Genomic DNA, 25,435 nt, shown 5'->3' with positions numbered 1-25,435 from the left:
TTCCCCCTTCGTGCCGAGCCGGATGAGGCACTGCCCTTCACTTCAACCGAGCAATGCGGAAAGCCCAGGCGCCTCAGCCCCGCGGCATCTGCAGCGAAGCGAAGCAAGTGAAGCCGCTGGTGCCCGACTGAAGCCGGCGGATATAATTGGTATAGGCGCGGCTCTGCTCATAGGTGGTGCCCGGCAGCGTGCCGCCCGACAGCGCCCGCTTCACGTCCTCGCCCTTGAACGACATGCCGGTGGGCGGAAACGCGCCCGGCGTGCCCGGCGGCACCAGCGATCCGTCGGGCGCGATATAATTGCCCGCGCGGCCCGGATCGGGGACGGGAATCTCGCAGTTCATCACCGAGGCGCTGGTCTGCGCGAGTGCCGGGCGAATCGAGACGATCGCCGTCGCCCCCGCGGCGCCCAGCATCAGCGCGCGGCGGCGTGTGGTGCCTTGCGGTTCGGGAGGTGCTTCGTCCGCCATCGCTGTCCTTGTGCCCGATCGGTCTTTCGCAAAGGTAAAGCATCGAAGCGCCTACCGCGACCGCGAAAACTTCGGCTAGAGGAGACGCGATGGTGACCCCCCGAGGATTGCGCGGACTGACGGCACTGGCGATCGCCGGGCTGGCGGCGCTGATGAGCTTTGTCGTCACGGCCAATGTCGAGGCCAGCATGATCGTGCTGGTGTGCGCGGTTGTGGCCGCGCTCGTGGCCCTGGGAACGCCCGAATCGGAAAACCGGACCGCGCGGGCGGCGCCGCCTCCTGCCGAAGCGCTTCCAGCGCCGCCGATGACCGAAGTGATCGAGGCGATCGCCGAGCCGGTTCTGATCGTGGTGGAAAATCGCGTGGTTTCGGCGAACCGCGCCGCCCGTGCGCTGCTCGGCCGACATATTCTCGATCAGGACGTCCGGCTGGCGATCCGCCACCCGGCGGCCGCCGAGCGCCTGCTGAAGCCCGACGACCAGACCCCGGGTGCGCCGATCCACCTCGTCGGCCTGGGCACGCGAGAGCAGCGGTGGGAGATGCGGGTGCGCAACGTCGGCTTCGGCCAGCGAATCGTGCATCTGATCGACCGCACCGGCAGCTATGCCGCCGACCGCATCCGAGTCGATTTTGTCGCCAATGCCAGCCACGAGCTGCGCACTCCGCTGGCCTCGCTGCTCGGCTATATCGAGACGCTGGGCGAGGAAGCGGGCGACGATCCGGCGGTGCGCAACCGTTTCCTGCGAATCATGCACGACGAAGCCAAGCGCATGCAGCGGCTGATCGACGATCTCATGTCGCTCTCGCGAATCGAAGCGGAGAAATATCGCGCGCCCGACCAGTCGGTCGATCTCGCGGGGCTGATCGAGGAGGTCCGCGCCGAGCTTTCCGCCACCGCCGACGCCCGCGCGACCGACCTGTGCACCGTCATCCACGACGTTCCGCCGGTTCGCGGGGATCGCGCGCAGCTGAGCCAGGTGCTGCACAACATCGTCGGAAATGCCATGAAATACGGCCGGGAAGGCACGCCCGTCACGGTCACGCTGCGCCAGGAGACGCCGTCGATGGTGACGATCACCGTCACCGACGAAGGCGAGGGAATCGCGCTCGAGCATATCCCGCGGCTCACCGAGCGCTTCTACCGAGTCGATTCGGGCCGGAGTCGCGCCATGGGCGGCACCGGATTGGGCCTCTCGATCGTCAAGCACATCGTCGAGCGCCACCGCGGCCGAATGGACATTAGCAGCGAGACGGGCAAGGGAACGACCGTGTCTGTGCTACTGCCTCCGCATGGGGTGTCATGAAGACGTAACCGTGCTGCAACAGAGGCGGGCGCGAACGAGTGCCATCCCCATGCGGCGCTCCACCTTGCTTCCCAATTCCAGGAGACAGTGATGCTCGGCAGGCTGGCTATTATCGCAACGGCGGCGGTGGCGCTGTCGGCGTGCGGCGACAGCGGCGGCGTGCGCGACCAGATCAAGGCAGTCGGCTCGTCCACGGTCTATCCGTTCACGACTGCCGTTGCCGAGGCCTATGTCAATCAGGACCCCAGCCGGTCCGCGCCGGTCATCGAATCGATCGGCACCGGCGGCGGCATCGATCGCTTCTGCGACGGCATCGGGCCGGATTTCCCCGACATCGCGAACGCCTCGCGCCGCATCAAGGCGAGCGAATATGCCCGCTGCCAGGCCAACGCCGTCGGCAACATCATGGAAGTGCAGATCGGCATGGACGGCGTGGCGCTCGCCGAGTCGCTTCAGGGGCCGCAGATGCAGCTCACCAAGAAGGACGTCTATCTCGCCCTCGCCGCCAATCCGCGCGGCCAGCCGAACACCGCGCGCACCTGGCGGGACGTGAACCCCTCGCTGCCCGACGTGCCGATCGCGGTCTACGGCCCGCCGTCGACCAGCGGCACGCGCGATGCGCTGGCGGAGCTGATCATGGAGCCGGGCTGCCTGGAGGCATATCCGGAAGCCGAGCAGCTCGAGGACGAGCAGCAGGAGAATGTCTGCATCCGGGTGCGCAGCGACGCCGCCTACATCGATTCGGGCGAGAACGACAATCTGATCGTCCAGAAGCTCGCCGCGAACCCCAATGCCATCGGCATCTTCGGCTACAGCTATCTGGAGGAGAATCAGGATCGCCTGCGCGGCGTGCCGATCGACGGCGTGGAGCCAAGCTACGACACGATCGCCGCGCGCGAATATCCGGGCGCGCGCCCGCTGTTCCTCTACGTCAAGGACAAGCACATGAACGCGGTTCCGGGCCTTCCAGAATATCTGCGGCTGTTCTCGACCATGTGGGGCCCCGACGGCGAGCTCGTCCGCCGCGGCATGATCGCCGCCCCGGCCGAGGTCCGGCAGCGTTCTGCCGAGATCATCGAACAGCGCATCCCGCTCGATCCCGCCGAACTGCAGTGACCATGGTCGCCGCCATTCGCCCACGCACCCAACTCTTGCTCGAGTCGACGCTGCCGTGAACTTTTACCTCCTGCTGATCCTGATCGGCGGCCTGGGCCTGATCGGCTGGCTGACGGCGCGCACCCGCGCCGCCGGCTTCGATCGCGGCCGGCAGAAGCGGCTGCATTCACTGCCCTCGCAGCACGGCTGGTACGTCGCGATCTGGACGATCGTGCCGCCGCTGATCTTCCTCGGCATCTGGAGCGTCGTCAGCACCGGACTCGTGAGCGAGGCGGTGATGCAGCATCCCGCCGCGGCCGAGCTTCCCGCTTTCGCCTTCGAGCGCGACGCCGTGCTGAGCGAAGCCTCGCGCCTCGCCGCCAATCCCGATGCGGGTGCGTTCAACCCGCTTGCCGAGCAGCTTGCCCCGGTGATGGCGGCGGCGCAGACGCGCTATGCCTGGATCGGCACCGCGCTGGCGATCGTGCTCGCCTTCGCCGGCGGCGCCTTCGCCTACACACGGGTTCAGGCGGGCTTCAAGGCGCGCTCGCGCGTCGAGCGCTCGGTGATGCTGCTGCTGCTGATCGCCTCGCTGATCGCGATCCTGACGACTGTCGGCATCTTCCTGTCGCTGCTGTGGGAATCGCTGCGCTTCTTCTCGATCGTACCGATCACCGATTTCCTGCTGGGCACGCTGTGGAGTCCGCAGGTGATCGACCCCGCCGATCCGGGTGAGACGCTGGGCGCGGTTCCGCTGTTCTGGGGCACCTTCTTCATCGGCGCGGTGATCGCGATGATCGTCGCGATCCCGTTCGGGCTGATGAGCGCGATCTATCTCACCCAATATGCCGCACCGCGGGTGCGCCGCTGGATGAAGCCGATCCTGGAGATCCTCGCCGGCGTGCCCACGGTCGTCTACGGCTATTTCGCCGCGCTCACCGTCGCGCCGGCGGTGCGCGATCTCGCGGTGTCGCTCGGCTATACCTATGCCTCGTCGGAAAGCGCGCTGGCGGCCGGCGTTGTAATGGGGGTGATGATCATCCCGTTCGTCTCGTCGATGGCCGACGATTCGATCGCCGCAGTGCCCAGCGCGATGCGCGACGGCAGCCTGGCGATGGGCGCGACGACATCGGAAACGATTCGCCGCGTGCTGCTGCCCGCGGCACTGCCCGGCGTAATGGCGGGCATCCTGCTCGCCGTCAGCCGCGCGATCGGCGAGACGATGATCGTGGTGATGGCCGCATCCGGCGCGGCCAACATCACGCTCAATCCGTTCGAGAGCACGACCACCGTGACCAAGCAGATCGTCGATCTGCTGACCGGCGAGGCGGAGTTCGACAGTCCGAAGACGCTCGCCGCCTTCGCGCTCGGCCTCACGCTGTTCCTGGTCACGCTCCTTCTCAACATCGTCGCGCTGCGCGTCGTCAAACGGTATCGCGAAGCCTATGAGTGAGTCCCTCGTCCCCGAGACGCCGACGCTCTCGCCCAAGGAGCCGGCGGCCCGCCAGCCGACCGACTGGCGCACCGACGCGATGCAGGCGCGCATCCGCAAACGCTATGCACGCGAGCGGCGCTTTCGGCTGCTCGGGCTGGCGGCGGTGGTGCTTTCGGCCGCATTCCTCGCCTTCCTGCTGGTGACGATGATCGCCCAAGGCGCGCGGGGCTTCACCCGGACCGAGATCGCGTTGCCGATCGATTTCGCCGGCGCCGGCTTCGAAGTCGATCGAGCCGCGCTCGACGCACCCGGCGCCGATCTGGCGCTGGCGGGCGCCGGGCTCGAGAACGTCACGCGCGCGGCGGCAGTGGCGGCGTTCGGCGAACAAGGCGAGAGCTATATCGCACAGAGCGCCTGGACCCATGTCCGCGAGGCAGTGAAGGACGATCCCTCGATCCTCGACGGCCGGCCGGTGATCGACGTTCCCGCCTCGACCGACATCGACCTGGCCGTGAGCGGCCAGGGAACCCCCGAGGCGCTGGCCGCGGTCGAGCGGCTGGAGGCGGCGGGCGCGCTGAACCGCGGCTTCAACTGGGGTTTCCTGACCGAATCGGATTCGACCGATCCCACGCAGGTCGGCATCTGGGGCGCGCTCAAGGGATCGCTGCTGACGATGCTGGTGACGTTCCTGATCGCCTTCCCCGTCGGCGTGCTCTCGGCGATCTATCTCGAGGAATATGCGCCGCGGAACCGGTGGACCGACCTCATCGAAGTGTCGATCAACAATCTGGCCGCGGTGCCGTCGATCATCTTCGGCCTGCTCGGCCTCGCGGTGTTTCTCGGCACCTGGAACCTGTTCGGCACCCAGGTCGGGCCGCTGCTGCCGCGTTCGGCGGCGCTGGTCGGCGGGCTCACGCTCGCGCTGATGATCATGCCGGTGATCGTCATCGCCAGCCGAAACGCGATCAAGGCGGTGCCCCCGTCGATCCGCGACGCGGCGCTGGGCATCGGCGCGAGCCGGGTGCAGGTGGTGTTCCATCACGTGCTGCCGCTCGCGCTGCCGGGCATCCTTACCGGCACGATCATCGGCATGGCCCGCGCCCTCGGCGAGACGGCGCCGCTGCTGCTGATCGGGATGCGTGCCTTCATCGTCAATCCGCCGGACACGCTGACCGATCCGGCGACGGTACTGCCCGTCCAGATCTTCCTCTGGTCGGACGAAGTGAGCCGCGGCTTTGTCGAAAAGACGTCTGCCGCGATCATCGTGCTGCTGGCGTTCCTGCTCGCGATGAACAGCCTCGCCATCTATCTTCGCAACCGATTCGAAACCCGCTGGTGATTGAGATGACCAATATGGACGTGAGCCGAGAGGCCATCGAAACCGCACGCGCCGAGGCCACCTCGCCGGGCGAAACCAAGCTTTCGACGCGGGACGTGCACGTTTTCTACGGCAGCAACGAAGCGATCAAGGGCGTGTCGATCGACATCGACATGGAGAATGTGACTGCCTTCATCGGTCCGTCGGGCTGCGGCAAGTCGACCTTCCTGCGCACGCTCAACCGGATGAACGACACGATTCCGATCGCACGGGTCGAGGGGCTCATCACGCTCGACGGCGAGGATATCTATTCGCCCGAGATGGACGTGGTGCAGCTGCGCGCGCGGGTCGGCATGGTGTTCCAGAAGCCGAACCCCTTCCCCAAGTCGATCTACGAGAATGTCGCCTATGGCCCGCGCATCCACGGGCTTGCGGCGTCGAAGCGCGACATGGACGAGATCGTCGAGCGCTCGCTGCGCCGCGCCGGCCTTTGGGAGGAAGTGAAGGACCGGCTTTCCGACAGCGGCACCGCCCTTTCGGGCGGCCAGCAGCAGCGGCTGTGCATCGCGCGCGCGATCGCGGTCGATCCCGAAGTGATCCTGATGGACGAACCCTGCTCGGCACTCGATCCGATCGCCACCGCGAAGATCGAGGAACTGATCGGCGAGCTGCGCGGCCGCTATGCCATCGTGATCGTGACCCACAACATGCAGCAGGCGGCACGCGTTTCGCAGCGCACTGCCTTCTTTCACCTCGGGCATCTGGTCGAATACGGTGTGACTTCCGATATCTTCACCAATCCCAAGGAAGAACGGACGACTGATTACATCACCGGCCGTTACGGCTAAGGAAGCGTAATGCGTACCATGACCGAACATACCGTGAAGGCTTTCGACGACGAGCTGAGCGAGCTTCGCGGCCTCGTCGCCCAGATGGGCGGTCTTGCCGAACAGGCGATCACCGGCGCGATCGAGGCGCTGCGGCGGCACGACCTCGAAGGAGCCGCCAGCGTCGCCGCGGGCGACAAGAAGATCGACGCGCTCGAGAATGAGATCGAGCGGCTCGCCATCCGCCTCATTGCGCTGCGTGCCCCCCTCGCCGACGACCTGCGCGAAGTGGTCGCCGCGCTCAAGATCGCGGGTGTGCTGGAGCGGGTCGGCGACCATGCCAAGAACATCGCGCGGCGCGTGGCGATCATCGAGGATCACGGCGAGATCGAGCCGCTGTCGGTGCTGCCCGCGATGGCGGGCATGGCCAGCGACATGCTGCACGACGTGCTCGATGCCTTCGCCGCGCGCGATGCGGCGGTCGCGGTGGAGATCTGCGAACGCGACAAGGCGGTCGACGATTTCTACAATTCCATCTTCCGGGCGCTCGTCACGTTCATGATGGAGAATCCCAAGAGCATCACTCAGGCGGCGCATCTGCTGTTCGTCGCCAAGAATCTCGAGCGGATCGGCGATCAGGCGACCAATGTCGCCGAAATGGTCTATTATGCTGCGACCGGGAGCCATATGGGCGAGCGCGAGCGCGGCGAGAGCCCGCTGACCGACTGAGCTATCGGGGACGGGAAATGGCGCGCGTGAAGATGCTGCTGGTCGAGGACGATGCGGCGCTGGCCGAACTCCTCATTTACCATTTCAAGCGCGAGGACTTCGAGGTCAAGCATACCCCGGACGGCGAGGAAGCGCTGCTGCTCGCCAAGGAGGCCACGCCGGATATCGTCCTGCTCGACTGGATGGTCGAAGGGCTGTCGGGCATCGAAGTGTGCCGTCGCCTGCGCCGCATGCCCGAGACGGCGAACGTGCCGATCATCATGCTCACCGCGCGCGGCGAGGAAGAGGATCGCGTGCGCGGGCTGGAAACCGGCGCCGACGATTATGTGACCAAGCCGTTCAGCCCGCGCGAGCTGGTCGCGCGGGTCGGCGCGGTGCTGCGGCGCGTGCGCCCCGCGCTCGCCGGCGAGCAGCTCACCTATGCGGACATCGAAATGGACACGGTGGGCCACAAGGTGCGCCGCGGCGGCGAGGTCGTCCCGCTCGGCCCCACCGAGTTCCGCCTGCTCAAGCATTTCCTCGAGCATCCCGGCTGGGTCTTCTCGCGCGAGCGGCTGCTCGATGCGGTTTGGGGCCATGACAGCGACATCGAAAGCCGCACTGTCGACGTCCACATCCGGCGGCTGCGCAAGGCCATCAACGCGGGCGACAAGCCGGATATCATCCGGACCGTGCGCTCCGCCGGCTACGCGCTCGATTCGGGCAGCTGAACGAGCGTCCCACCGGGCTTGGAGACTTTCGCCGCCTTCCGCGTTGGCCAGGGGAGCATATCGCTCATCGTCGAAACCAAGAGGAGAAGGTCAATGAAGCTGATTGCTCTTGCAGCAGCGTTCGCGCTGGCGGCTCCCGCTGCCGCCCAGACCGCGCCCATGAACCAGGATGCACCGAAACAGCAGCCGGGGAGCAACACTGCGCCCCAGCCGCTCGACGCGGAGAACATGGCGGGCTACATGCCGACGACGCCGCTCTACAGCGGGCCGGTCACGCCGCAGACGCGGGTCATATTCCGCCCTTCCACGATGACGCCGGATCAGGCGTTTCCGCCGCCGCAGCCGCTGGCGAGCTATCCGCCCTGCGGCCCCAACCAATATGACAACTGCATGCAGCGCTGAGGCTGCCTGCGTCCCGCGGAGCCCGGCTCCGCGGGACGCGCATTGCGCATCTCACACGAAACGGTAGCAAGGCGCGACTCGAATCCAGCATGAGGAGCGCCCTGCAATGACCATCCGCTTCGACGACAAAGTCGCCATCGTCACCGGCGCAGGAGGCGGGCTCGGCCGTGCCTATGCGCTCGAGCTGGCGAAGCGTGGCGCCAAAGTGGTGGTCAATGATCTGGGCGGCGCGCGCGACGGCACCGGCCATTCGGACGCCGCGCTCCAGGTCGTCGAAGAGATCAAGGCCGCCGGCGGCGAAGCGATGTCGAACGGCGGCAGCGTCACCGAATATGACCAGATGGTCGAAATGGTCGCCAAGGCCAAGGAAGCCTGGGGCGGCGTTCACATCCTGATCAACAACGCCGGCGTGCTGCGCGACAAGAGCTTCGCCAAGATGGAGCCGGAGGATTTCCGCTTCGTCGTCGACGTCCATCTCAACGGATCGGCCAACGTCACCAAAGCGGTATGGGAGACGATGCGCGAGCAGGCCTATGGCCGCATCCTGATGACCGCATCGTCGACCGGCCTGTTCGGAAACTTCGGTCAGGCCAATTACGGCGCGGCCAAGCTCGGCCTCGCGGGCCTCACCAAGACGCTCTATCTCGAAGGCGCCAAGTACAACATCCGAGTCAACACGCTGGCGCCGGTCGCCGGCACGCGCATGACCGAAGACATCCTGCCCGAAGAAGCGTTCAAGCTGTTCGCACCGGAGAATGTCGCCCCCGCCGCACTGTATCTCGTGTCGGAGGATGCCCCCTCGAACGCCATCGTGGGCGCCGGAGCGGGCGTGTTCCAGGCCTCCTACGTCACGCTGACGCCGGGGGTTCGCCTCAGCGGAGAGGAACTGTCTCCCGAGGGCGTGGCGGCGCACTGGGCGCAGATCACCGACCGTTCGGGCGAGATCGTGCCCAATTCGGGCACCGAACAGTCGATGCTCATCATGGGCAAGTTGCAGGGCTGACCGCAACTGTATTGCCGATGCAATACAGTAATGCTACCCTCCCCCGTCAACAGGGAGGAATGCCATGTACAGCGAAAGCGACATCGCCCAGGCGGTCGAGGCGGGAGTGCTCTCCCCCGAGGCCGCCGCAGCGTTCCGCGACCATGTCGCCGCCGGCCGCTCGGCGCCGGCGGTCGATGAAGAACATTTCCGGCTGCTTTCCGGCTTCAACGACATCTTCGTCGCGATCGCGGCGACGCTGATGCTGGTCGCGGCGGCGCGGATCGGCGCGCTGATGGGAACGCTGCCCGGCGCCGGCGGAGATACGCCGCAACAGGTCGGCCTCGCCTTCACCGGCGGCGGCCTCGCCGTTGCGGCGCTTGCCTGGCTGCTCGCCGAATATTTCACCCGCAAGCGCCGCATGGCGCTCCCCAGCATCCTGCTGCTGCTCGCCTTCGTCAGCGGCACCTTCATCGGGCTGAGCGGCATCGGCGTGATGAACGGCGAGAATCTCAAGGTCGCGCTCGACGTTTCGGGCGAAGTCGAGGAACGCCAGCTCGCCGCGTCGATCGCTGCGATCGTCGCGCTGCTGACCAGCATCGCCGCCTGGCTGCACTGGAAGCGGTTCGTGGTGCCGATCACCGTCGCCGCCGGCGCCGCCGCGCTGGTCGCGGTGGTGGTCGCGCTGATCCTGGGCTTCGTGCCCGGCGCAGATCGCTGGCTGAACCCGCTGCTGCTGGTTGCGGGCGTGCTCGTGTTCCTGCTCGCGATGCGCTGGGACATGTCGGATCTCGAGCGGCGGACCCGCCGTTCGGACGTCGCCTTCTGGCTGCACCTCGCCGCCGCGCCGCTGATCGCGCATCCGGTGTTCCACATGCTCGGCGTGTTCGACGGCGCGATCCCGGTCGGCATGGCGCTGCTGGTGGTGGCGCTCTACGTCGCCTTCGCCTTCGTGGCGCTGGCGGTCGATCGGCGCGCGCTGCTCGTCTCGTCGCTGATCTATGTGCTCTACGCGATGTACACGCTGTTCAACCAATCGGGCGCAGTCGAACTGAGCGCGGCACTCACTGCACTCGTGATCGGATCGGCGCTGCTGACGCTGTCGGCCTTCTGGCAGCCGATGCGGCGCGGCGTGGTGAGTCTGCTCGGCGGGCTCGACGCGCGGCTGCCGCCGGTCCACCGGCCCGAATACGCCTGACCGGAGGGGGAGCACTCGCCTTCCTTCGCGGGAGGCGAGCGCTACTCCGCGACCAGCTTCATCAGCCGGCGCTCGACCGGCGCGAGAACGGGGCCCAGTTCGTGGCCCCGTTTCAGCACCAGCCCGGCTTCGTTGACGAGCGCCCACATTCCCTGGCGGTTGCGCAGCGCGGGCCGCTTCTCGACCCGGAACTCGGGGTTCTCGGCGGTCCGGCGGAACGCCGAGAAAACCGCCGCGTCGCGCCCCAGGTCGATCGCATAATCCTTCCAGTGCCCCGCTGCGACCATTCGGCCGTAGAGATCGAGGATCCGGGTAAGCTCGGCGCGGTCGAACCCGACCTGCGCGGGATGGCGAAGCGGAAGCGGCGTTACAGTACCCATCAGGCGCGGTCGCGGTGCTCCTCGCGCTCGGCGAGCAATTCGTCGAGCCGCTTGCGCAGCGTTTCGATCTCGCAGCGCATGATCTCGAGCTTCTGCGTCGCCGGATCGAACATCTCGCTGCACGGCGTGCCATAGGGCACGAAATCGCGCTGCCAGGTTTCCGCTTCGACCAGTGTGGGCCGCGCCGGAATGCCGACCACCACCGCGCCCTCGGCCACGTCCTTGGTGACGACCGCATTGGCGCCCACCCGCGCGCGCGGACCCAGCGTGATCGGCCCCAGCACCTGCGCGCCCGACCCGATGATCGCGCCGTCCTGCACCGTGGGATGCCGCTTGCCCGCGACACCATTGTCCGGGCTGGTGCCGCCCAGCGTGACGTTCTGATAGATGGTCACATTGTCGCCGATGTGCGCGGTCTCGCCGATCACGGTGAAGCCGTGATCGATGAAGAAATTGCGCCCGATCGTCGCGCCCGGATGAATGTCGATCGCGGTCATCCAGCGCGACCAGTGATTGACGAAGCGCGCCGCCAGGAACCAGCCGTTGCGATAGAAGCGGTGCGCGATGCGATGGTAGAAGAGCGCCCACACCCCCGGATAGGTGAGGATCTCCAGCCGCGATCGCGGCGCGGGATCGCGCGCCTTGATGGAATCGAGATAGGTTTTGAGACGCTGGAACATGGGCCTGGCCCCCTCTTCGTTCTGCGCTTCAATCTAGGGAAGCGCGTGCGCGATTGCCAGAAGGCCCGGTGTCGCGGCTTGGCAGGGCTAAACACGAACTGTCTTGCCGCCCCTGCGGCCGCGCGCCATCCCGTGGCTGCAGCATAGCTCGCGAAAGGCCCGAATGCTCGACGGATTGGATTTGAGCGCCCTCCTCCCCTATCTCGCCGTGGGCTTCGCGGCGCAGATGGTGGACGGCGCGCTCGGCATGGCATTCGGCGTGATCTCCAGCACCCTGCTGGTGAGCGTGCTCGGCGTTCCCCCGGCGACAGCCTCGGCCGGCGTCCATATCGTCGAAAGCTTCACCACCGGCGTTTCGGGGATCAGCCACGCGCTGCATCGCAACGTCAACTGGCGCCTGTTCCTGCGGCTGTTGATCCCCGGCATGATCGGCGGCGTGCTGGGCGCCTATGTGCTCACGTCGCTCGAGGCCTCGGTCACGCGGCCGTTCGTGATGGGCTATCTGGCGCTGATCGGCGTCTATCTGCTGTTCCGCGCGCTGCGCTTTCCGCCGCCGCCGCGCGATCCCCGCATCGTCGAGCCGCTCGGGCTTGCCGGCGGCTTCCTCGACGCGGCGGGCGGCGGCGGCTGGGGGCCGGTCGTCACGTCGAACCTGCTGGTCCAGGGCGCGCTTCCGCGCACCACGATCGGGACGGTGAACACGGTGGAATTCTTCCTCACCATCACCATCTCCGCCGCCTTCCTGGTGCAGATCGGCATCGAGGGGCTGAGCCATGAGTTCCTCCACCCGGTGCTCGGCCTGCTGATCGGCGGCGTGCTGGCAGCGCCCTTCGGCGGCTATTTCGCCAAGCGCGTGCCGACGCGGGCATTGCTGATGCTGGTCGGGATCGTGCTGACGCTTACCAGCCTCTACAGCCTCTATCGCGCGCTCGCCTGAAGCCCGCCCCGGCTCACCGCAGGCGCGCCGTACAGTTGCACCGGCGCACCGATATGGTTGCAGTTTTTGCACCGCACCAGAGGCGGTCACGCCCTTGAATTTCGTTCGATACCTTCGATAATTGGAGGGCGAGTGATCGGTTTCGCCGATCACATCGAGTGAGGCTACTCATTACAGGAACGGCGGCGCAGCAGATATATGCTGCACCGCACCAATCGCCCATCGGAGGAACCAATATGGCGCTTATCGGCAGCACGATCAAACCGTTCACGACCCAGGCCTATAAGCAGGGCAAGTTCGTCACCGTCACCGACGGGGACGTGAAGGGCAAGTGGGCGGTCTTTTTCTTCTATCCCGCCGACTTCACCTTCGTGTGCCCGACCGAGCTGGAAGATCTCGCCGGCATCTATCCCAAGCTCCAGGACATGGGCGTCGAAGTCTATTCGGTGTCGACCGACACCCACTTCAGCCACAAGGCGTGGCACGACACCTCGCCTGCGATCGGCAAGATCGACTTCTACATGCTGGGTGACCAGAACCACAGCATCAGCACGAACTTCGACGTGCTGCGCGAAGGCCAGGGACTGGCCGATCGCGGCACCTTCGTCGTCGATCCCGAGGGCGTGATCCAGCTGGTCGAGATCACCAGCGAAGGCGTCGGTCGCAACGCCGCCGAGCTGCTCCGCAAGGTGAAGGCCGCGCAGTATATCGCCGCGCATCCGGGCGAAGTCTGCCCCGCCAAGTGGGAAGAGGGCGAAGAGACGCTCGCTCCCTCGCTCGACCTCGTCGGCAAGATCTAAGTCGCGCCGACGCGACCGAAAACCGGCTCCGGGCACCTCGCCCGGGGCCGGGCTTTCCCGACAGAATAGAAAAACAGGAGTTCCGCCATGCTCGACGCCAATCTGACGCAGCAGCTCAAGACCTATCTCGGCAATCTGAAGCAGCCGATCGAGCTCGTCGCCAGCCTGGACGACGGCGCGAAGAGCCGCGAGATGCGCGACCTCCTGAACGAGATCGCCGCGCTTTCCGACCTGATCGAGGTCGTCGAGGGCGCCGACGAACGCACCCCCAGCTTCCTGATCCGCCGCGCTGGCGCGCATGAGGTCGCGGTCCGCTTCGCCGGGCTGCCGATGGGGCATGAATTCACCTCGCTGGTGCTGGCGCTGCTCCAGGTCGGCGGACATCCGTCCAAGGCATCGCAGGACGTGATCGAAGCGGTGCGGGCTCTCGACGGCGACTATGCGTTCGAAACCTATTTCTCGCTGTCGTGCCAGAACTGCCCCGATGTGGTGCAGGCGCTGAACCTGATGGCAGTGCTCAACCCGCGCATCACGCACACCGCGATCGACGGCGCGCTGTTCAAGGAAGAGGTCGATCGCCGCAAGGTGATGTCGGTGCCGCAGATCTTCCTCGACGGCGAACCCTTCGCCCAGGGCCGCATGGACCTCGAACAGATCGTCGCGAAGCTCGACACCGGCGCCGAAGCCAAGGCCGCCGAGAAGATCGCCGCGAAGGACGCCTTCGACGTGCTCGTCGTCGGCGGCGGCCCCGCAGGCGCCTCTGCCGCCATCTATTCCGCCCGCAAGGGCATCCGCACCGGCGTGATCGCCGAGCGGTTCGGCGGCCAGGTGCTCGACACCATGGCGATCGAGAATTTCATTTCGGTCCCGCACACCGAAGGGCCCAAGCTCGCCGCGCATCTCGAGCAGCACGTCAAGGAATATGACGTCGACGTGATGAACCTGCAGACCGCCGAGGCGCTGGTCCCCGCGCGCGCGGAGGGCGGGCTGCACGAAGTGAAGCTGAAGAACGGCGCCTCGCTGAAGGCGCGCACGCTGATCCTGTCGACCGGCGCGCGCTGGCGCCAGATGAACGTGCCCGGCGAGGACGCGTACAAGAACAAGGGCGTGGCCTATTGCCCGCATTGCGACGGCCCCTTCTACAAGGGCAAGCGAGTCGCGGTGATCGGCGGCGGCAATTCGGGCGTCGAAGCGGCGATCGACCTGGCCGGCATCGTCGCGCACGTCACGCTGATCGAATATGCCAGCGATCTGCGCGCCGACGCAGTGCTCCAGCGCAAGCTCGCCAGCCTGCCCAACGTCAAGATCATCACGTCGGCGCTGACCACCGAAGTGCTGGGCGACGGCGACAAGGTGACCGGCCTCACCTACAAGGACCGCAATGACGGCAGCCTGCACCAGGTCGAGCTGGAAGGCATCTTCGTCCAGATCGGGCTGGTGCCGAACACCGAGTGGCTGAAGGGCGCGGTGGCGCTGACGCCGCATGGCGAGATCGAGATCGATCATCGCGGCGAGACGAGCCAGCCCGGCATCTTCGCCGCGGGCGACGCCACCACCGTGCCGTACAAGCAGATCGTGATCGCGATGGGCGCGGGATCCACTGCGGCGCTCTCGGCGTTCGACTATCTGATCCGGCTGCCCGAGGAAGCCCAGCAACTCGAAGCAGCCTGACCCCAAGGCCGCCTGCCTCCCCTCTCCTCGGGCAGGCGGCCGCCCCTCGGGCCCTGCGACCCGCGGCCCCCGAACGTACACTCCAGCGGATCGGAAAACCTGCGCCCCCATCCGTTCCCCCTGAGGAGGAGATCGAGCACGGCGGAGGTTCCGTCTCGAAGGGGGCCCACCCGCCCAGGGGCGCCGTCCGAAAGGGCCCGCCCCCCGAAAGGCTCCGGCCGAAGGCCCCACCCCTTCCTCATGCGCGAAAACGCCCTATGTGATCCCCGGTAATCGACGGAGACGATCACTGGCCGCGACCTATCTTCCGACGCTCAAGCAGCTCCAATATCTGGTGGCGCTGCACGATTCCGGCCATTTCGGCCGGGCGGCCGAGGCGTGTTTCGTCACCCAATCGACTCTGTCGGCGGGAATTCGCGAGCTCGAGACGCTGATCGGCGTCACGCTGGTCGAGCGCACCCGCCGCGTCGTCCGCTTCACGCCGCTGGGCGAACAGATCGTCGCCAAGGCGCGCAAGGTACTGCGCGAGGCTGACGAGCTGGGCGATCTCGCCCGCGCTGCGGGCCACCCGCTATCGGGCGAGATGCGGATGAGCGTGATCCCCACCATCGCACCGTTCCTGCTGCCGCGAATCCTGCCGCGGCTGCGCACCGACTATCCGGACCTCAAGCTGTTCCTGCGCGAGGAAACGAGCCACCACGCCTGCGAGAGCCTGCACCAGGGGCGCACCGATTGCGTGCTTCTGGCGCTGCCCTATGCGTGTGGCGAAGTGGAAACGCAGCTGCTGTTCGAGGATCGGCTCTATGTCGCCTTTCCCGAGGGCGAGATCCCGCCGCCGACGCCCTCGGCGATCGATCCCTCACAGATCGCCGAGGGGCGGCTGCTGCTGCTCGAGGACGGCCACTGCCTCAAGGATCACGCGCTCGCCGCGTGCAACCGGCCCGAGCTGCGGGCCGAGGCGACGATGCTCGGCACCTCGCTGCACACGATGGTCCAGATGGTCGACAATGGCCTGGGCGTCACCATGCTGCCGCAGATGGCGGTCGATGCCGGCATCCTCGACAACACGCGAGTCACTGCCCGCCCGCTGGAGGCGGACAACCCCGCCCGCAAGATCGCGCTGGTATGGCGCAAGGCGAGCCCCAGAGAGCGCGATTTCCGGCTGCTCGCGGAGGTGCTGGGGGCAAGCGAGCGCCGCTGACCCAGTCAATCGGGCGTCACACCGGCCGCGCGAGGCGCTCGTCCTGCACGCCGTTCGCGGCAGCACGGGTGAGCCGCCCCACCGCCACGGTCACCGCCATCGTTCGGCGGCCTCCGCGTCGCTTGTCCGCGCCTCCACCCAGCGCGTGTCGCCGCCGCGGCGCTCGCGCTTCCAGAAGGGGGCGTCGGTCTTGAGCCGGTCGATCAGATAGGCGCACGCCTCAAGTGCTTCGCGGCGATGCGCCGCGGCGGTGCCGACGAAGACGATCCGGTCGTCCGGCGCCATCGCGCCGATGCGGTGGACGAGTGTGACGCCGAGCAGGCCCCAGCGCTGCGTCGCCTGCTCGGCCAGCGCGACCAGCGCCGCCTCGGTCATGCCCGGATAATGTTCGAGCAACAGTTCGGTGACTCCGTCGTCGCCTCGCACCACGCCGGTGAAGGTCGCGACGCCGCCGGCCCCGCGCTCCTCGAGCGCCGCCACTTCGACCGCGAGTTCGATCGGCGCGGGCTGGACCGAAACTCGGATCATCCGCCCGTCACCGGCGGAAAGAGCGCCACTTCGCGCGCATCGCCCAGCGGCGTGTCGAGCGGCACGAACCGCTGGTCCAGCGCGGCGCGCAGCCGTGCCGGCTCCTTCATCGCCTGCGCATGGCCATCGCTTCGCGCCGCCAGCCAGTCGATCAGGTCAGCGACGGTCCGCACCGCCTCCGACACCTCGACCTGCTCCTCGCCGGTCCCGACCGCCTCGCGCACCCAGGCGAAGTAGAGGATCGTGACCGGCATCAGGTGTCCATATGGCGCAGGCCGACCCGCAGATAGTCCCAGCCGGTGATCGTCGTCAGCAGCGCCGCGCCCCACAGCGCCGCCAGCCCCAGCGTGAGCACCGCCGGCACGTCAGGCAGCGCGCCCGCCAGGATCAGCGCGCCGAGCGCCACCATCTGCACCATCGTCTTCCACTTGGCGAGCTTCGACACCGGCAGCGCGACCGACTGGGGCAGTCCGCCCAGGAACTCGCGCAGTCCCGACACCAGGATCTCGCGCATGAGGATCAGGATCGCGGCGATCACGTGCACGCCGAAGATGAAGTCGTGCGCAACCAGCATCAGCAGCACGCCGGCCACCATGATCTTGTCGGCGATCGGATCGAGGAACGCGCCGAGCTTCGAGGCTATGCCGCGCGCGCGGGCGAGCACCCCGTCGACATAGTCGGTGACCGCCAGCAGCACATAGAGCGCGAAGGCGGCCGCGAACCCGCCCTGCCATTCCGGCCACCACAGCAGCCAGATGAGCAGCGGCAGCAGCACGATTCGCGAAAGGGTGAGGATGTTGGGCAGGCTCCACATGCGCCTGTCCTACCACTCCGTGCCGCGCCACGGGAAGGGGCGAGGCGATTAACCGATTGAAGCGCCGCGCCGGGCTCGGCTATGGGCCGGTTTCCTGCCGGTGGGACGAAGGGCCGCTTCTCCGCATGATCCAGTTCGTCGGGCTGCTCACGAAGCGGCGGTTTCTGCCCTTGTTCGTCGCCCAGTCGCTGGGCGCGTTCAACGACAATCTGTTCAAGAACGCGCTCGTCTTCTTCGCCACCTATCAGATTTACAATTCGATCGAAGCGGAGACCCGGTTCAGCGCGATCGCGACGGGCATCTTCATCCTGCCCTATTTCCTGTTCTCCGCGCTCGCCGGCCAGTTCGCCGACGGATATGACAAGGCGCGGATCATGCGGATCATCAAGGCCGCCGAGATCGGCATCATGGCCGTGGGCGCGATCGGCATCTTCACCGCGCATATCGAGCTGATGCTGCTCGCGCTGTTCGGCATGGGAGTCCATTCGGCCTTTTTCGGACCGATCAAATATTCGGTGCTGCCGCAGCATCTGGCGGACGAGGAAGTGCTCGGCGGCACCGGGCTGGTGGAAGCGGGCACCTATATCGCGATCCTGGGCGGCACCATCGCCGGCGGGCTGCTGAGCGCGCATGTCGCCGCGGTCGCCGTGCTGCTGATCGCCATCGCGGGCTGGCTGGCGTCGCTCAAGATCCCGCCCGCGCCGCCGCTGACGACATTGAAGGTCGATTACAACATCGTCCGCGCCTCGATCCGGCTGGTCGGCGCGGTGATGCGGATCCGGCGCGTCGCGCTCGCGATCCTGGCGATGAGCATCTTCTGGAGCATCGCCGCAATCCTCGGCGTGCTGTTTCCGCCGCTGGTGAAGAACGTCTTCCACGCGCAGAAGGATGTGGCGAGCGTGTTCCTCGCCATCTTCTCGGTCGGCATCGCGATCGGATCGGTGATCATCAACCGGCTGCTCAAGGGCGAGGTTTCGGCGCGCTACGGCACCGTCTCGGTGCTGGTGATGGCAGGATTCGTCGCCGATTTCTATTTCGCCGCCAGCGGCTGGCCCGAGCGCGCCGGGCCGCTGCTCAACACCGGCGCGTTTCTCGCGCTGCCCAGCACCTGGCGCATCCTGCTCGATCTGGGGATGATCGCGATCACCGGCGGCATGTTCGTCGTGCCGCTCTATGCCTTCCTCACCACCACGGTCGAAAAATCACAGACGTCGCGCACGGTGGCGGCGAACAACATCGTCAGTTCGGGCGCGATGGTGGCGGGTTCGGTCGGCATCTACGGCGCGACTCAGCTGGGGCTGAGCGTGCTCGGCGCGATGTGGGTGATCTTCGCGCTGTGCCTCGCCTCGGCCTGGTCGGCTTGGCTGCTCCACCGCGCGGGGGCCGTGCCGCACAGCTGAGCGGCAGCCGCCTTCAGGCGATGAAGGTGTAGAAGCAGACGAAGAAGGCAGTGAAGCTGAGCGCGAACAGCTTGACGTCGCTGTCTTCCGCCGCGCGGCGGCGCTCGAGGGCGGCGGTGCGCAGCGTCGCACGGAACGGATGCCCGTGGCGCTGATCGGCGAGGCGAAGCTGGTGCTGCATGCCCGCAAGGTTAAGGGTTCGTTTACGGTTCGCGCCACCCCCAACCATGGTTAACCGCTGTTCAGCATCGGGACAGCATCGCATCGCGCGAAACGTGCTGCGGCGCAGCACCTTTGGTGGCTTGGCGTGCCCCGAGAACCGTGCGAGAAACCGGTGTCATGAAGCTGCATCGCCGCGACGCGCTGCTGGCCGCCATCGCCGCCGGCATGCCCTTCCCCGCCTTCGCCCGCGCTCCCGAGGAGTGCCTCGCGGAATCGCCGCAGTGGCGCCGCGGCTTCGATAATCAGCGGGTCGCCGATCGCGGCGACGGCACCTTCCTCAATCCGCTGATGTCGGGCGACCATCCCGATCCTTCGATCCTGAAGGACGGCGCCGATTATTACATGACCTTCTCCACCTTCGAATCCTATCCCGGCCTGGTCATCTGGCACTCGCGCGACCTGGTGAACTGGCAACCGGTCACGGCGGCGCTGACGAAGGACATCGGTTCGGTCTGGGCGCCCGAACTCTGCAAGCATGACGGCCGCTATTTCCTCTACATCCCGGCGCGCACCGCCAGCTACCGGTCGAGCTATGTCGCCTGGGCCGACGATATCCGCGGCCCGTGGAGCGATCCCATCGACCTGCATCTGCCCGACCATATCGATCCGGGCCACGCCGTCGCCGAGGACGGGTCGCGCTGGCTCTTCCTGTCGGGCGGCGATCGCGTGCCGCTCACCCCCGACGGCCTGGCCACCGCCGGTCCGGTCGAACATGTCTATGACCCCTGGCGCTATCCGGCCGATTGGGTGGTCGAGGGCTTCGCGCCCGAGGGGCCGAAGATCACGCGCCACGGCGACTATTTTTATCTGATCACTGCCGTCGGCGGGACTGCCGGGCCGCCAACCGGCCATATGGTGATCGCCGCACGCGCACGATCGCTGCACGGCCCGTGGGAACATTGCCCGCACAACCCGCTGGTCCGCACCACCTGCGTCGACGAGCGCTGGTGGTCGCGCGGCCATGCCACGCTGGTCGAGGGGCCGGACGGCGGCTGGTGGTCGGTCTATCACGGCTATGAGAACGGCTTCTGGACGTTGGGACGGCAGACGTTGCTCGATCCGATCGAATGGACGCCCGACGGCTGGTTCCGCATGACCGGCGGCGACCTGTCGCAGCCGATCGCCAAGCCTGCGGGCGGCATGCCCGTTCCGCACGGCCAGCCGCTGTCGGACGATTTCGCCACGCTCGCGCTCGGTACCAAATGGAATTTCTTCCGCCCCGCCGCGGACGAGCGCAGTCGCATCGGCATCGCCGACAACACGCTGCACCTCGCGGCGCGCGGGACGGCGCCGAGCAGTTCGTCTCCGCTGCTGCTGGTCGCGGGCGATCTCGGCTATTGCTTCGAATGCGACATCGAAATCGATCCGGGCGGCGTCGCCGGGCTGATCCTGTTCTACGACGACAGGCTCTATTGCGGGCTGGGCTTCGACAGCGCGCGCTTCGTCACGCACCAATATGGCATCGAGCGCGCCCGACCCGCGAACCCGCACGGGCGCGCGATGCGGATTCGAGTCACCAACGATCGCCACATCGTCACATATGACACCAGCGGGGACGGCGGCCGGACCTGGCGCCGCTTCGATCGCGGCATGGAAGTCTCGGGCTACCACCACAATGTTCGCGGCGGATTCCTGATGCTGCGGCCGGGCCTCTATTCGGCCGGCGAGGGCACGGCGCGGTTCCGCAACTTCAGCTTCCGCGCGCTCTAGCCGCGGCTCAGCCGACGCCGAACGCCTCGGCCTGCGCCAGCACCCGCTGCGCCGCCTTCAGGTGCGGAATGTCGAGCATCTTGCCGTCGAGCCCCACCGTCCCGGTCCCCGGCGCGGCGGCAAACGCCGCCTGCACCCGCCGCGCAAAGGCGATTTCCGCTTCGGATGGCAGGAAGCTCTCGTTGATCGCGGCGACTTGGGCCGGGTGGATCGCGAGCCGCCCGGTGAAGCCTTCGCTGCGCGCGGCGCGGCACGATGCGCGCAGCCCCTCCTCGTCGCGAAAATCGGCATGCAGCGTCTCGATCGCCGGCACGCCGGCGGCGTGCGCCGCGAGCAGGCACAGCGAGCGCGCCATCTTGTAGGTGAAGGCCCATTCGCCGTCGGCGCCGCGATTGGTGCTCGCGCCCACCGCCGCGGCCAGATCCTCCGCCCCCCAGGTCAGCCCGGCGAGCCGCGCGAGCCCAGCCGTGGCGAACGCGCCGAGGTGGAAGGGCGCGCGCGCCGTTTCGGTCGCCACCGGAATGATCCCGGTCGATCCGGCGGCGGTGCCGCTCGCCGCCTCGAACGCGTCGAGATAATGCGAAAGCCGCGCCACGTCCGCCGGGCCGTCGGTCTTCGGCTGCATGATCCCGTCGGGCGCGCCGCCCGCGACCGCCGCCAGATCCTCGAGCGTCAGCCCGGTATCGAACGGATTGACCCGCACCCAGATCTGCGGCGAGCGCCCTTCGCGCGGCCGCGCCGCGAGGAATTCGGCGACCAGCCGCCGCGCGGCGGGCTTGTTCGCCGGTGCGACCGCATCCTCGAGGTCGAGGATCACGGCGTCGGCGCCACAGCCGTCGACCTTCGCCAGCTTCTTCTCGCTGTCGCCCGGAATGAACAGCAGCGAGCGCAGGGGTGGCCGTCCGCTCATGCCCGACCGCCCGCGCCGCGGCGAGATGCGCCGCCGTCCTGAATCCAGTCGAAGCCCGAAGCGTCCATCGCCATGCTCTCCCCTCAGTGTTTTCCCGGCTTAGTCGCTCACCTCCGGGCGCGACAACCGCCTTGTCGAGCTGCCGGGCGCTGCACGATTGGCGCGGAAGGCGCCAGGATCGCGGCGATGGCGCCTGCTGACCGGGACTCCGCCGCGGCGCGCCGCCCCTGTCCTACACGCCGCGAATCTGCCAAGCTCCTGCGCATGGCGCACTTCGCCCCCCGCACCTCGGTGTCGCCGCCCGGACGGGCCGCGCATCGGGTCGCGCATCGCGATCCTCGCCTGCGCGCGGGGGCGTGCACGCGCGTTGAGGTGCGACCTTTGTGTGACCTTCGACGCAAATCCGCCATTCCCGCCGCCGTCCATCGACGCTGCATCCGCTGCCCGGAGAAGAGCCCATGCGCCATATTGCCGTGATCGGATCCGGCCCCGCCGGCTATTACACCGCCGAGGCCTGTCAGAAGCAATTCGGCGAATCGTGCCGGGTCGATATCCTCGATCGCCTGCCCGTCCCCTTCGGCCTGATCCGCTCCGGCGTCGCGCCCGATCACCAGTCGATCAAGGGCGTTTCGCGACGCTATGAGAAGGTCGCCCTCACCGACAGCGTCCGCTTCGTCGGCAACGTCACGATCGGCGCCGACGTGAGCGTCGAGGAACTGCGCGGCCTCTACGACGCGGTAGTGCTGGCGACCGGCGCCCCCAACGACCGTCCGCTCGACGTTCCGGGAGCCGCCCTGCCCGGCGTGGTCGGATCGGCGGCGTTCGTCGGCTGGTACAACGGCCATCCGGACTTCGCCGATCTCGCGCCGCCGCTCGAAGGCCCAGGGGCAGTCGTGATCGGCAACGGCAATGTCGCGCTCGATGTCGCGCGCATCCTTGCCAAGGACGAAAGCGAGTTCGAGGGAGCCGATATCGTTGCCCATGCGCTCGCCGAGCTCCGCGGCTCCGGGATCGAGACGATCACCATCCTCGGCCGCCGCGGTCCGCATCAGATCGCGATGACTCCCAAGGAGCTCGGCGAACTGGGCGAGCTCGCCCGCGCCGCGCCGATCGTCGACTCGGCCGATCTGCCGCCGCCGGACGCCGACGCAGCACTCGATCCGGGCCAGCGCAAGTCCGTCGGTCATCTGCGCGCATTCGCGGCCGGAGGCGCAGACGCAAACAAGCCGATCCGCATTGTCTTCGATTTCTTCGCCCAGCCGGTTGCGATCGAAGGCGAAGATCGCGCCGAGCGCGTGCTCGTCGAGCGCACGCGGCTCGACGCCAGCGGCCGGGCGCAGGGCACCGGCGAAACCTATCCGATCCCCGCATCGCTCGTCGTGAGCTGCATCGGCTATCGCACGCCACCGATCGAGGGCGTCCCCTATGACGATCGCGCCGGCCGCTTCGCCAATGACGAAGGGCGGGTATTGCCCGGTCTCTATGCCGTCGGCTGGGCGCGGCGCGGCCCGACCGGCACGATCGGCACCAACCGGCCAGACGGCTTCGCGATCGCCGAGAAGATCGCCGCAGACATGCCGGGCGACAGCGGCAAGCCGGGTCGCCCGGGCCTCGATTCGCTGCTCGCCGAACGCGGGGTCGACCTCGTCACCTTCCGCGACTGGCAGAAGATCGACACCGCCGAGATCGCCGCCGCGCGCGCAGGCGCCCCACGCGAGAAGTTCACGACGATCGAACGCATGCTGGACGCGCGCACCTCATGATGCGCGGGATGCGAAACGCCGCTTGAACTCCCCGAAAGCCCTCCGTATAGAGCCGCCTCTGTCGTCCGCTGGCCTCGGCCAGTACGGTCGGGGAGTAGCTCAGCCTGGTAGAGCACTGCCTTCGGGAGGCAGGGGCCGGAGGTTCGAATCCTCTCTCCCCGACCAAATTTCCGGTATAGTGTAGCAGCTTAACCAGTCGGCATGGTGGAAGCTGAGGACTGGCGAAGCCAGACCCAGCACGAACCATGTCGTAACGTGTCAAGGGGAACGCGTGAGGTTATGGGCTTACGTTCGGTCAGGCGGCGTCTGAGGGACTTACTTTCTTCGCGAACGTCTGGGCGCCGCCTTGGCCGACGCCATGCCCCTGCTCCAGTTCGGCCAGTGTCGGCAGCAGGATTCTGCTCGTGCCGATCGCCGTCATAGCCTGCAGGAAGAACATGAAGGTGAAGCGGCCGCGGCCCACCTTGTTCTTGATGCTTACCTCCGTCTCCTCGACACCGATGCCGGCCATCGCCTCCGCCAGCTTCGCGTAAGACAGACCCTTCGTCATCAACTGCCCTCGCAGCAGATTCTTCGCCACTGATTCCCAGTCTGCGTCGGTAATCCTCGATTCGTCAGCCATTCGTCGCGTTTCCGATGCCTAAGGTAGCGGATATGCGTCTTTCTGCTTGCCTAAGCCGCGCTGAAGTAGCATATATGCGACGTTCAGTAGCGGAAACACGTCTTCAATGGCAAGCGCCGGCCGGCAACGGCCACAACATCACACACAGGCGAAGCGGAACCGCACGTTCACGCTCGACGACCTGTATGCGATGGGCAAGGCCGACGTAGAGCGCCTCTTCCGGTTGATGCGCTGGCCAGAAACGGGGGGTGAGCCGGTCTGCCCGAACAAGGAATGCAAGGGCCTCGACCACTGGTGGCTGGAGAATCAGCAACGCTGGAAATGCAAGGGCTGCCACAAGCAGTTTAGCATCACGAGCGGGTCGGGCTTCCACCATACCAAGCTGCCGTTGACGACCATTCTCAAGGCGCTGCGGACCTTCATCCTCGGATCGAAGGGAAACGCGACCAGCACTTTGATGAAGGACGTCGGGATTCAGTACAAGACGGCCTACCTGCTCCAGCAGAAATTCCGTGACGGCCTGAAGCACTGCATCGACGAGATCACGCTGGAAGGTGAGGTCGAGATAGATGGTGCCTGGTTTGGCGGCTACATCAAGCCCGAAAACCGGAAGATCAACCGCGTCGACCGCCGGTTGAAGGCAAACCTGAATGGCAAGCGCTTGGTCGTCGTCGGCGCCCGTGAGCGCGGGCGTCATGGACGTGCAATCGCCCGCGTCTTTGAACAGGAATGGCAATCCATTCCCTGGCTGCGCGAGCGCCTCGACCGCAGTTCCACCGTCTATTCGGACGAGGGCCAGTGGGACAACCTGCTCGCCTCGCACAAGGTACTTCAGGTCAACCATTCCGAGGAATATCAGAGGGACGGCTTCATCAACACGAACCAGATGGAAAGCCTGTTCTCCCGTCTCCGCCGGTTCGAGGTCGGCACCCACCACCACATCTCGGGCAAGTATCTAGCCTATTACGCGTGCGACGGCGTCTGGCGGGAGAACAACCGCGAGCTCGACGATCGGGCCAAGCTCGAGCGTGCGCTGGAATGCATCATGCAGGCACCGCCGTCGCGCACGTTCGGCGGATACTACCAGTTCGGTGCCGCCAACCTGTGGCGCGGCACCGACGACAACCCTTTTGCGGGTTGGGTCAATTGATCATGAAGAGGAACGCGCCCCGCCAGCGGGCAAGAGGAACCCGAAATCGATCAAGCGATCAGAATTCTTGTTGTCGATTCGTTCCCGACCATCCTAGAATCGGGACGTGCGGCATCGCAGCCGGAAGAGGGACGATGATGTCGATGATCCAGTTTTTCATGCGTGCGCAAGCGCAGCG

At 66.9% G+C, this 25,435-nt stretch carries 27 protein-coding genes and 1 tRNA gene; 19 read left to right on the top strand and 9 right to left on the bottom strand.

All coding sequences use genetic code 11. The annotated features are described in order from the left end of the window. Window positions 1-73 precede the first annotated feature (73 nt). A complete protein-coding gene (locus ACQ450_RS15540) occupies window positions 74-469 on the bottom strand; it encodes a hypothetical protein (RefSeq protein WP_188054591.1) in 396 nt (131 codons plus the stop codon). 89 nt (window positions 470-558) lie between these two features. On the opposite strand from ACQ450_RS15540, the gene ACQ450_RS15535 reads away from it, so the two are divergent. The 10 genes from ACQ450_RS15535 to ACQ450_RS15490 all read left to right on the top strand — a co-directional run bounded on the left by ACQ450_RS15535 (window position 559) and on the right by ACQ450_RS15490 (window position 10,469). Then, window positions 559-1,773, top strand: a complete 1,215-nt coding sequence (locus tag ACQ450_RS15535; protein WP_188054590.1) for an ATP-binding protein — start codon at window positions 559-561, stop codon at window positions 1,771-1,773. Window positions 1,774-1,863: 90 nt separating this feature from the next. Next, on the top strand, window positions 1,864-2,889 hold the full coding sequence (locus tag ACQ450_RS15530; RefSeq protein WP_431469949.1) for a substrate-binding domain-containing protein: 1,026 nt from the start codon (window positions 1,864-1,866) through the stop codon (window positions 2,887-2,889). Window positions 2,890-2,944: 55 nt separating this feature from the next. Next, window positions 2,945-4,321, top strand: coding sequence for a phosphate ABC transporter permease subunit PstC (gene pstC, locus ACQ450_RS15525; protein ID WP_188054588.1), 1,377 nt, complete (start codon window positions 2,945-2,947; stop codon window positions 4,319-4,321). Next, on the top strand, window positions 4,314-5,642 hold the full coding sequence (pstA, locus tag ACQ450_RS15520) for a phosphate ABC transporter permease PstA (protein ID WP_431469948.1): 1,329 nt from the start codon (window positions 4,314-4,316) through the stop codon (window positions 5,640-5,642). The genes pstC and pstA overlap by 8 nt, the downstream gene beginning before the upstream one ends. A 5-nt stretch (window positions 5,643-5,647) precedes the next feature. After that, a complete protein-coding gene (gene pstB / locus ACQ450_RS15515; RefSeq protein WP_223177088.1) occupies window positions 5,648-6,469 on the top strand; it encodes a phosphate ABC transporter ATP-binding protein PstB in 822 nt (273 codons plus the stop codon). An 18-nt stretch (window positions 6,470-6,487) separates the two neighbouring features. Beyond that, window positions 6,488-7,177 carry a phosphate signaling complex protein PhoU gene (gene phoU / locus ACQ450_RS15510; protein ID WP_431469947.1) on the top strand — a complete coding sequence of 230 codons (690 nt, stop codon included), beginning with the start codon at window positions 6,488-6,490 and terminating at the stop codon, window positions 7,175-7,177. Window positions 7,178-7,194: 17 nt separating this feature from the next. After that, window positions 7,195-7,887, top strand: coding sequence for a phosphate regulon transcriptional regulator PhoB (gene phoB, locus ACQ450_RS15505; RefSeq protein WP_188054586.1), 693 nt, complete (start codon window positions 7,195-7,197; stop codon window positions 7,885-7,887). A gap of 93 nt (window positions 7,888-7,980) precedes the next feature. Continuing rightward, window positions 7,981-8,289, top strand: coding sequence for a hypothetical protein (locus tag ACQ450_RS15500; protein WP_431469946.1), 309 nt, complete (start codon window positions 7,981-7,983; stop codon window positions 8,287-8,289). 106 nt (window positions 8,290-8,395) lie between these two features. Beyond that, window positions 8,396-9,292 (top strand): SDR family NAD(P)-dependent oxidoreductase, encoded by an 897-nt coding sequence (locus ACQ450_RS15495; protein WP_431469945.1) that lies wholly within the window; start codon window positions 8,396-8,398, stop codon window positions 9,290-9,292. Between the two features lie 64 nt (window positions 9,293-9,356). After that, on the top strand, window positions 9,357-10,469 hold the full coding sequence (locus ACQ450_RS15490; RefSeq protein ID WP_431469944.1) for a hypothetical protein: 1,113 nt from the start codon (window positions 9,357-9,359) through the stop codon (window positions 10,467-10,469). Window positions 10,470-10,510: 41 nt separating this feature from the next. Here ACQ450_RS15490 and ACQ450_RS15485 read toward each other — a convergent pair whose 3' ends face one another. Further along, complete coding sequence (locus ACQ450_RS15485) at window positions 10,511-10,849, bottom strand: DUF2794 domain-containing protein (RefSeq protein ID WP_431469943.1); 339 nt, start codon at window positions 10,847-10,849, stop codon at window positions 10,511-10,513. Next, on the bottom strand, window positions 10,849-11,529 hold the full coding sequence (epsC, locus tag ACQ450_RS15480) for a serine O-acetyltransferase EpsC (RefSeq protein WP_431469942.1): 681 nt from the start codon (window positions 11,527-11,529) through the stop codon (window positions 10,849-10,851). Before epsC ends, ACQ450_RS15485 begins: the two co-directional genes overlap by 1 nt. A gap of 163 nt (window positions 11,530-11,692) precedes the next feature. Here epsC and ACQ450_RS15475 point away from each other — a divergent pair, with 163 nt between their 5' ends. The 4 genes from ACQ450_RS15475 to ACQ450_RS15460 all read left to right on the top strand — a co-directional run bounded on the left by ACQ450_RS15475 (window position 11,693) and on the right by ACQ450_RS15460 (window position 16,138). After that, the gene (locus tag ACQ450_RS15475; protein ID WP_188054580.1) at window positions 11,693-12,466 is read left to right on the top strand and encodes a sulfite exporter TauE/SafE family protein; all 774 of its coding nucleotides are present in this window, start codon (window positions 11,693-11,695) and stop codon (window positions 12,464-12,466) included. Between the two features lie 236 nt (window positions 12,467-12,702). Further along, on the top strand, window positions 12,703-13,266 hold the full coding sequence (ahpC, locus tag ACQ450_RS15470) for an alkyl hydroperoxide reductase subunit C (RefSeq protein WP_431469941.1): 564 nt from the start codon (window positions 12,703-12,705) through the stop codon (window positions 13,264-13,266). An 87-nt stretch (window positions 13,267-13,353) separates the two neighbouring features. Beyond that, entirely contained in the window at window positions 13,354-14,937 is a 1,584-nt protein-coding gene (gene ahpF, locus ACQ450_RS15465) for an alkyl hydroperoxide reductase subunit F (RefSeq protein ID WP_431469940.1), read from the top strand. 289 nt (window positions 14,938-15,226) lie between these two features. Continuing rightward, window positions 15,227-16,138 (top strand): hydrogen peroxide-inducible genes activator, encoded by a 912-nt coding sequence (locus tag ACQ450_RS15460; RefSeq protein WP_431471243.1) that lies wholly within the window; start codon window positions 15,227-15,229, stop codon window positions 16,136-16,138. Window positions 16,139-16,228: 90 nt separating this feature from the next. Here ACQ450_RS15460 and ACQ450_RS15455 read toward each other — a convergent pair whose 3' ends face one another. From ACQ450_RS15455 to pgsA, 3 genes are read right to left on the bottom strand one after another with little or no spacing between them, the layout of a single operon-like run. Continuing rightward, the gene (locus tag ACQ450_RS15455) at window positions 16,229-16,666 is read right to left on the bottom strand and encodes a molybdenum cofactor biosynthesis protein MoaE (RefSeq protein ID WP_188054577.1); all 438 of its coding nucleotides are present in this window, start codon (window positions 16,664-16,666) and stop codon (window positions 16,229-16,231) included. Continuing rightward, window positions 16,663-16,920, bottom strand: a complete 258-nt coding sequence (gene moaD / locus ACQ450_RS15450; protein ID WP_431469939.1) for a molybdopterin converting factor subunit 1 — start codon at window positions 16,918-16,920, stop codon at window positions 16,663-16,665. Before moaD ends, ACQ450_RS15455 begins: the two co-directional genes overlap by 4 nt. Beyond that, window positions 16,920-17,480 carry a CDP-diacylglycerol--glycerol-3-phosphate 3-phosphatidyltransferase gene (gene pgsA, locus ACQ450_RS15445; RefSeq protein WP_431469938.1) on the bottom strand — a complete coding sequence of 187 codons (561 nt, stop codon included), beginning with the start codon at window positions 17,478-17,480 and terminating at the stop codon, window positions 16,920-16,922. The genes moaD and pgsA overlap by 1 nt, the downstream gene beginning before the upstream one ends. Window positions 17,481-17,605: 125 nt before the next feature. Between pgsA and ACQ450_RS15440 the strand changes: the two genes are divergently transcribed. Then, on the top strand, window positions 17,606-18,880 hold the full coding sequence (locus ACQ450_RS15440; RefSeq protein ID WP_431471242.1) for an MFS transporter: 1,275 nt from the start codon (window positions 17,606-17,608) through the stop codon (window positions 18,878-18,880). 13 nt (window positions 18,881-18,893) lie between these two features. On the opposite strand, the gene ACQ450_RS15435 is transcribed toward ACQ450_RS15440, so the two are convergent. Continuing rightward, window positions 18,894-19,061 (bottom strand): hypothetical protein, encoded by a 168-nt coding sequence (locus ACQ450_RS15435; protein ID WP_431469937.1) that lies wholly within the window; start codon window positions 19,059-19,061, stop codon window positions 18,894-18,896. Between the two features lie 158 nt (window positions 19,062-19,219). On the opposite strand from ACQ450_RS15435, the gene ACQ450_RS15430 reads away from it, so the two are divergent. Then, window positions 19,220-20,812 carry a family 43 glycosylhydrolase gene (locus ACQ450_RS15430; RefSeq protein WP_431469936.1) on the top strand — a complete coding sequence of 531 codons (1,593 nt, stop codon included), beginning with the start codon at window positions 19,220-19,222 and terminating at the stop codon, window positions 20,810-20,812. Window positions 20,813-20,819: 7 nt separating this feature from the next. Here the strand turns inward: ACQ450_RS15430 and ACQ450_RS15425 are convergent, their stop codons facing one another. Continuing rightward, window positions 20,820-21,722, bottom strand: a complete 903-nt coding sequence (locus ACQ450_RS15425; protein WP_431469935.1) for an HpcH/HpaI aldolase/citrate lyase family protein — start codon at window positions 21,720-21,722, stop codon at window positions 20,820-20,822. A 458-nt stretch (window positions 21,723-22,180) separates the two neighbouring features. On the opposite strand from ACQ450_RS15425, the gene ACQ450_RS15420 reads away from it, so the two are divergent. Both ACQ450_RS15420 and ACQ450_RS15415 read left to right on the top strand, forming a co-directional pair. Then, window positions 22,181-23,485: an FAD-dependent oxidoreductase gene (locus ACQ450_RS15420; RefSeq protein WP_431469934.1), complete on the top strand. Its 1,305-nt coding sequence runs from the start codon at window positions 22,181-22,183 to the stop codon at window positions 23,483-23,485. A gap of 88 nt (window positions 23,486-23,573) precedes the next feature. Beyond that, window positions 23,574-23,650 (top strand) — tRNA-Pro (locus ACQ450_RS15415). Window positions 23,651-23,780: 130 nt separating this feature from the next. Here the strand turns inward: ACQ450_RS15415 and ACQ450_RS15410 are convergent. After that, entirely contained in the window at window positions 23,781-24,107 is a 327-nt protein-coding gene (locus tag ACQ450_RS15410) for a DUF6471 domain-containing protein (RefSeq protein ID WP_431469933.1), read from the bottom strand. Between the two features lie 106 nt (window positions 24,108-24,213). Between ACQ450_RS15410 and ACQ450_RS15405 the strand changes: the two genes are divergently transcribed. Beyond that, window positions 24,214-25,257, top strand: coding sequence for an IS1595 family transposase (locus tag ACQ450_RS15405; RefSeq protein ID WP_431469932.1), 1,044 nt, complete (start codon window positions 24,214-24,216; stop codon window positions 25,255-25,257). The last annotated feature ends 178 nt before the right edge of the window (window positions 25,258-25,435 follow it).

The sequence above is a fragment of the Sphingosinithalassobacter sp. LHW66-3 genome (assembly GCF_050703275.1).
Classification (GTDB): Bacteria; Pseudomonadota; Alphaproteobacteria; order Sphingomonadales; family Sphingomonadaceae; genus Sphingomonas.
The sequence above is the reverse complement of the archived record's forward strand: the minus strand, read 5'-3'. Positions and strand labels throughout refer to the sequence as shown.

Bases quoted from the DNA above. Each gene is read 5' to 3' on its own strand.
- ACQ450_RS15540 (WP_188054591.1), bottom strand. From the start codon at position 469: ATGGCGGACGAAGCACCTCCCGAACCGCAAGGCACCACACGCCGCCGC.
- ACQ450_RS15535 (WP_188054590.1), top strand. From the start codon at position 559: ATGGTGACCCCCCGAGGATTGCGCGGACTGACGGCACTGGCGATCGCC.
- ACQ450_RS15530 (WP_431469949.1), top strand. From the start codon at position 1,864: ATGCTCGGCAGGCTGGCTATTATCGCAACGGCGGCGGTGGCGCTGTCG.
- pstA (WP_431469948.1), top strand. From the start codon at position 4,314: ATGAGTGAGTCCCTCGTCCCCGAGACGCCGACGCTCTCGCCCAAGGAG.
- pstB (WP_223177088.1), top strand. From the start codon at position 5,648: ATGACCAATATGGACGTGAGCCGAGAGGCCATCGAAACCGCACGCGCC.
- phoU (WP_431469947.1), top strand. From the start codon at position 6,488: ATGACCGAACATACCGTGAAGGCTTTCGACGACGAGCTGAGCGAGCTT.
- phoB (WP_188054586.1), top strand. From the start codon at position 7,195: ATGGCGCGCGTGAAGATGCTGCTGGTCGAGGACGATGCGGCGCTGGCC.
- ACQ450_RS15500 (WP_431469946.1), top strand. From the start codon at position 7,981: ATGAAGCTGATTGCTCTTGCAGCAGCGTTCGCGCTGGCGGCTCCCGCT.
- ACQ450_RS15495 (WP_431469945.1), top strand. From the start codon at position 8,396: ATGACCATCCGCTTCGACGACAAAGTCGCCATCGTCACCGGCGCAGGA.
- ACQ450_RS15490 (WP_431469944.1), top strand. From the start codon at position 9,357: ATGTACAGCGAAAGCGACATCGCCCAGGCGGTCGAGGCGGGAGTGCTC.
- ACQ450_RS15485 (WP_431469943.1), bottom strand. From the start codon at position 10,849: ATGGGTACTGTAACGCCGCTTCCGCTTCGCCATCCCGCGCAGGTCGGG.
- epsC (WP_431469942.1), bottom strand. From the start codon at position 11,529: ATGTTCCAGCGTCTCAAAACCTATCTCGATTCCATCAAGGCGCGCGAT.
- ACQ450_RS15475 (WP_188054580.1), top strand. From the start codon at position 11,693: ATGCTCGACGGATTGGATTTGAGCGCCCTCCTCCCCTATCTCGCCGTG.
- ahpC (WP_431469941.1), top strand. From the start codon at position 12,703: ATGGCGCTTATCGGCAGCACGATCAAACCGTTCACGACCCAGGCCTAT.
- ahpF (WP_431469940.1), top strand. From the start codon at position 13,354: ATGCTCGACGCCAATCTGACGCAGCAGCTCAAGACCTATCTCGGCAAT.
- ACQ450_RS15455 (WP_188054577.1), bottom strand. From the start codon at position 16,666: ATGATCCGAGTTTCGGTCCAGCCCGCGCCGATCGAACTCGCGGTCGAA.
- moaD (WP_431469939.1), bottom strand. From the start codon at position 16,920: ATGCCGGTCACGATCCTCTACTTCGCCTGGGTGCGCGAGGCGGTCGGG.
- pgsA (WP_431469938.1), bottom strand. From the start codon at position 17,480: ATGTGGAGCCTGCCCAACATCCTCACCCTTTCGCGAATCGTGCTGCTG.
- ACQ450_RS15440 (WP_431471242.1), top strand. From the start codon at position 17,606: ATGATCCAGTTCGTCGGGCTGCTCACGAAGCGGCGGTTTCTGCCCTTG.
- ACQ450_RS15435 (WP_431469937.1), bottom strand. From the start codon at position 19,061: ATGCAGCACCAGCTTCGCCTCGCCGATCAGCGCCACGGGCATCCGTTC.
- ACQ450_RS15430 (WP_431469936.1), top strand. From the start codon at position 19,220: ATGAAGCTGCATCGCCGCGACGCGCTGCTGGCCGCCATCGCCGCCGGC.
- ACQ450_RS15425 (WP_431469935.1), bottom strand. From the start codon at position 21,722: ATGAGCGGACGGCCACCCCTGCGCTCGCTGCTGTTCATTCCGGGCGAC.
- ACQ450_RS15420 (WP_431469934.1), top strand. From the start codon at position 22,181: ATGCGCCATATTGCCGTGATCGGATCCGGCCCCGCCGGCTATTACACC.
- ACQ450_RS15410 (WP_431469933.1), bottom strand. From the start codon at position 24,107: ATGGCTGACGAATCGAGGATTACCGACGCAGACTGGGAATCAGTGGCG.
- ACQ450_RS15405 (WP_431469932.1), top strand. From the start codon at position 24,214: ATGGCAAGCGCCGGCCGGCAACGGCCACAACATCACACACAGGCGAAG.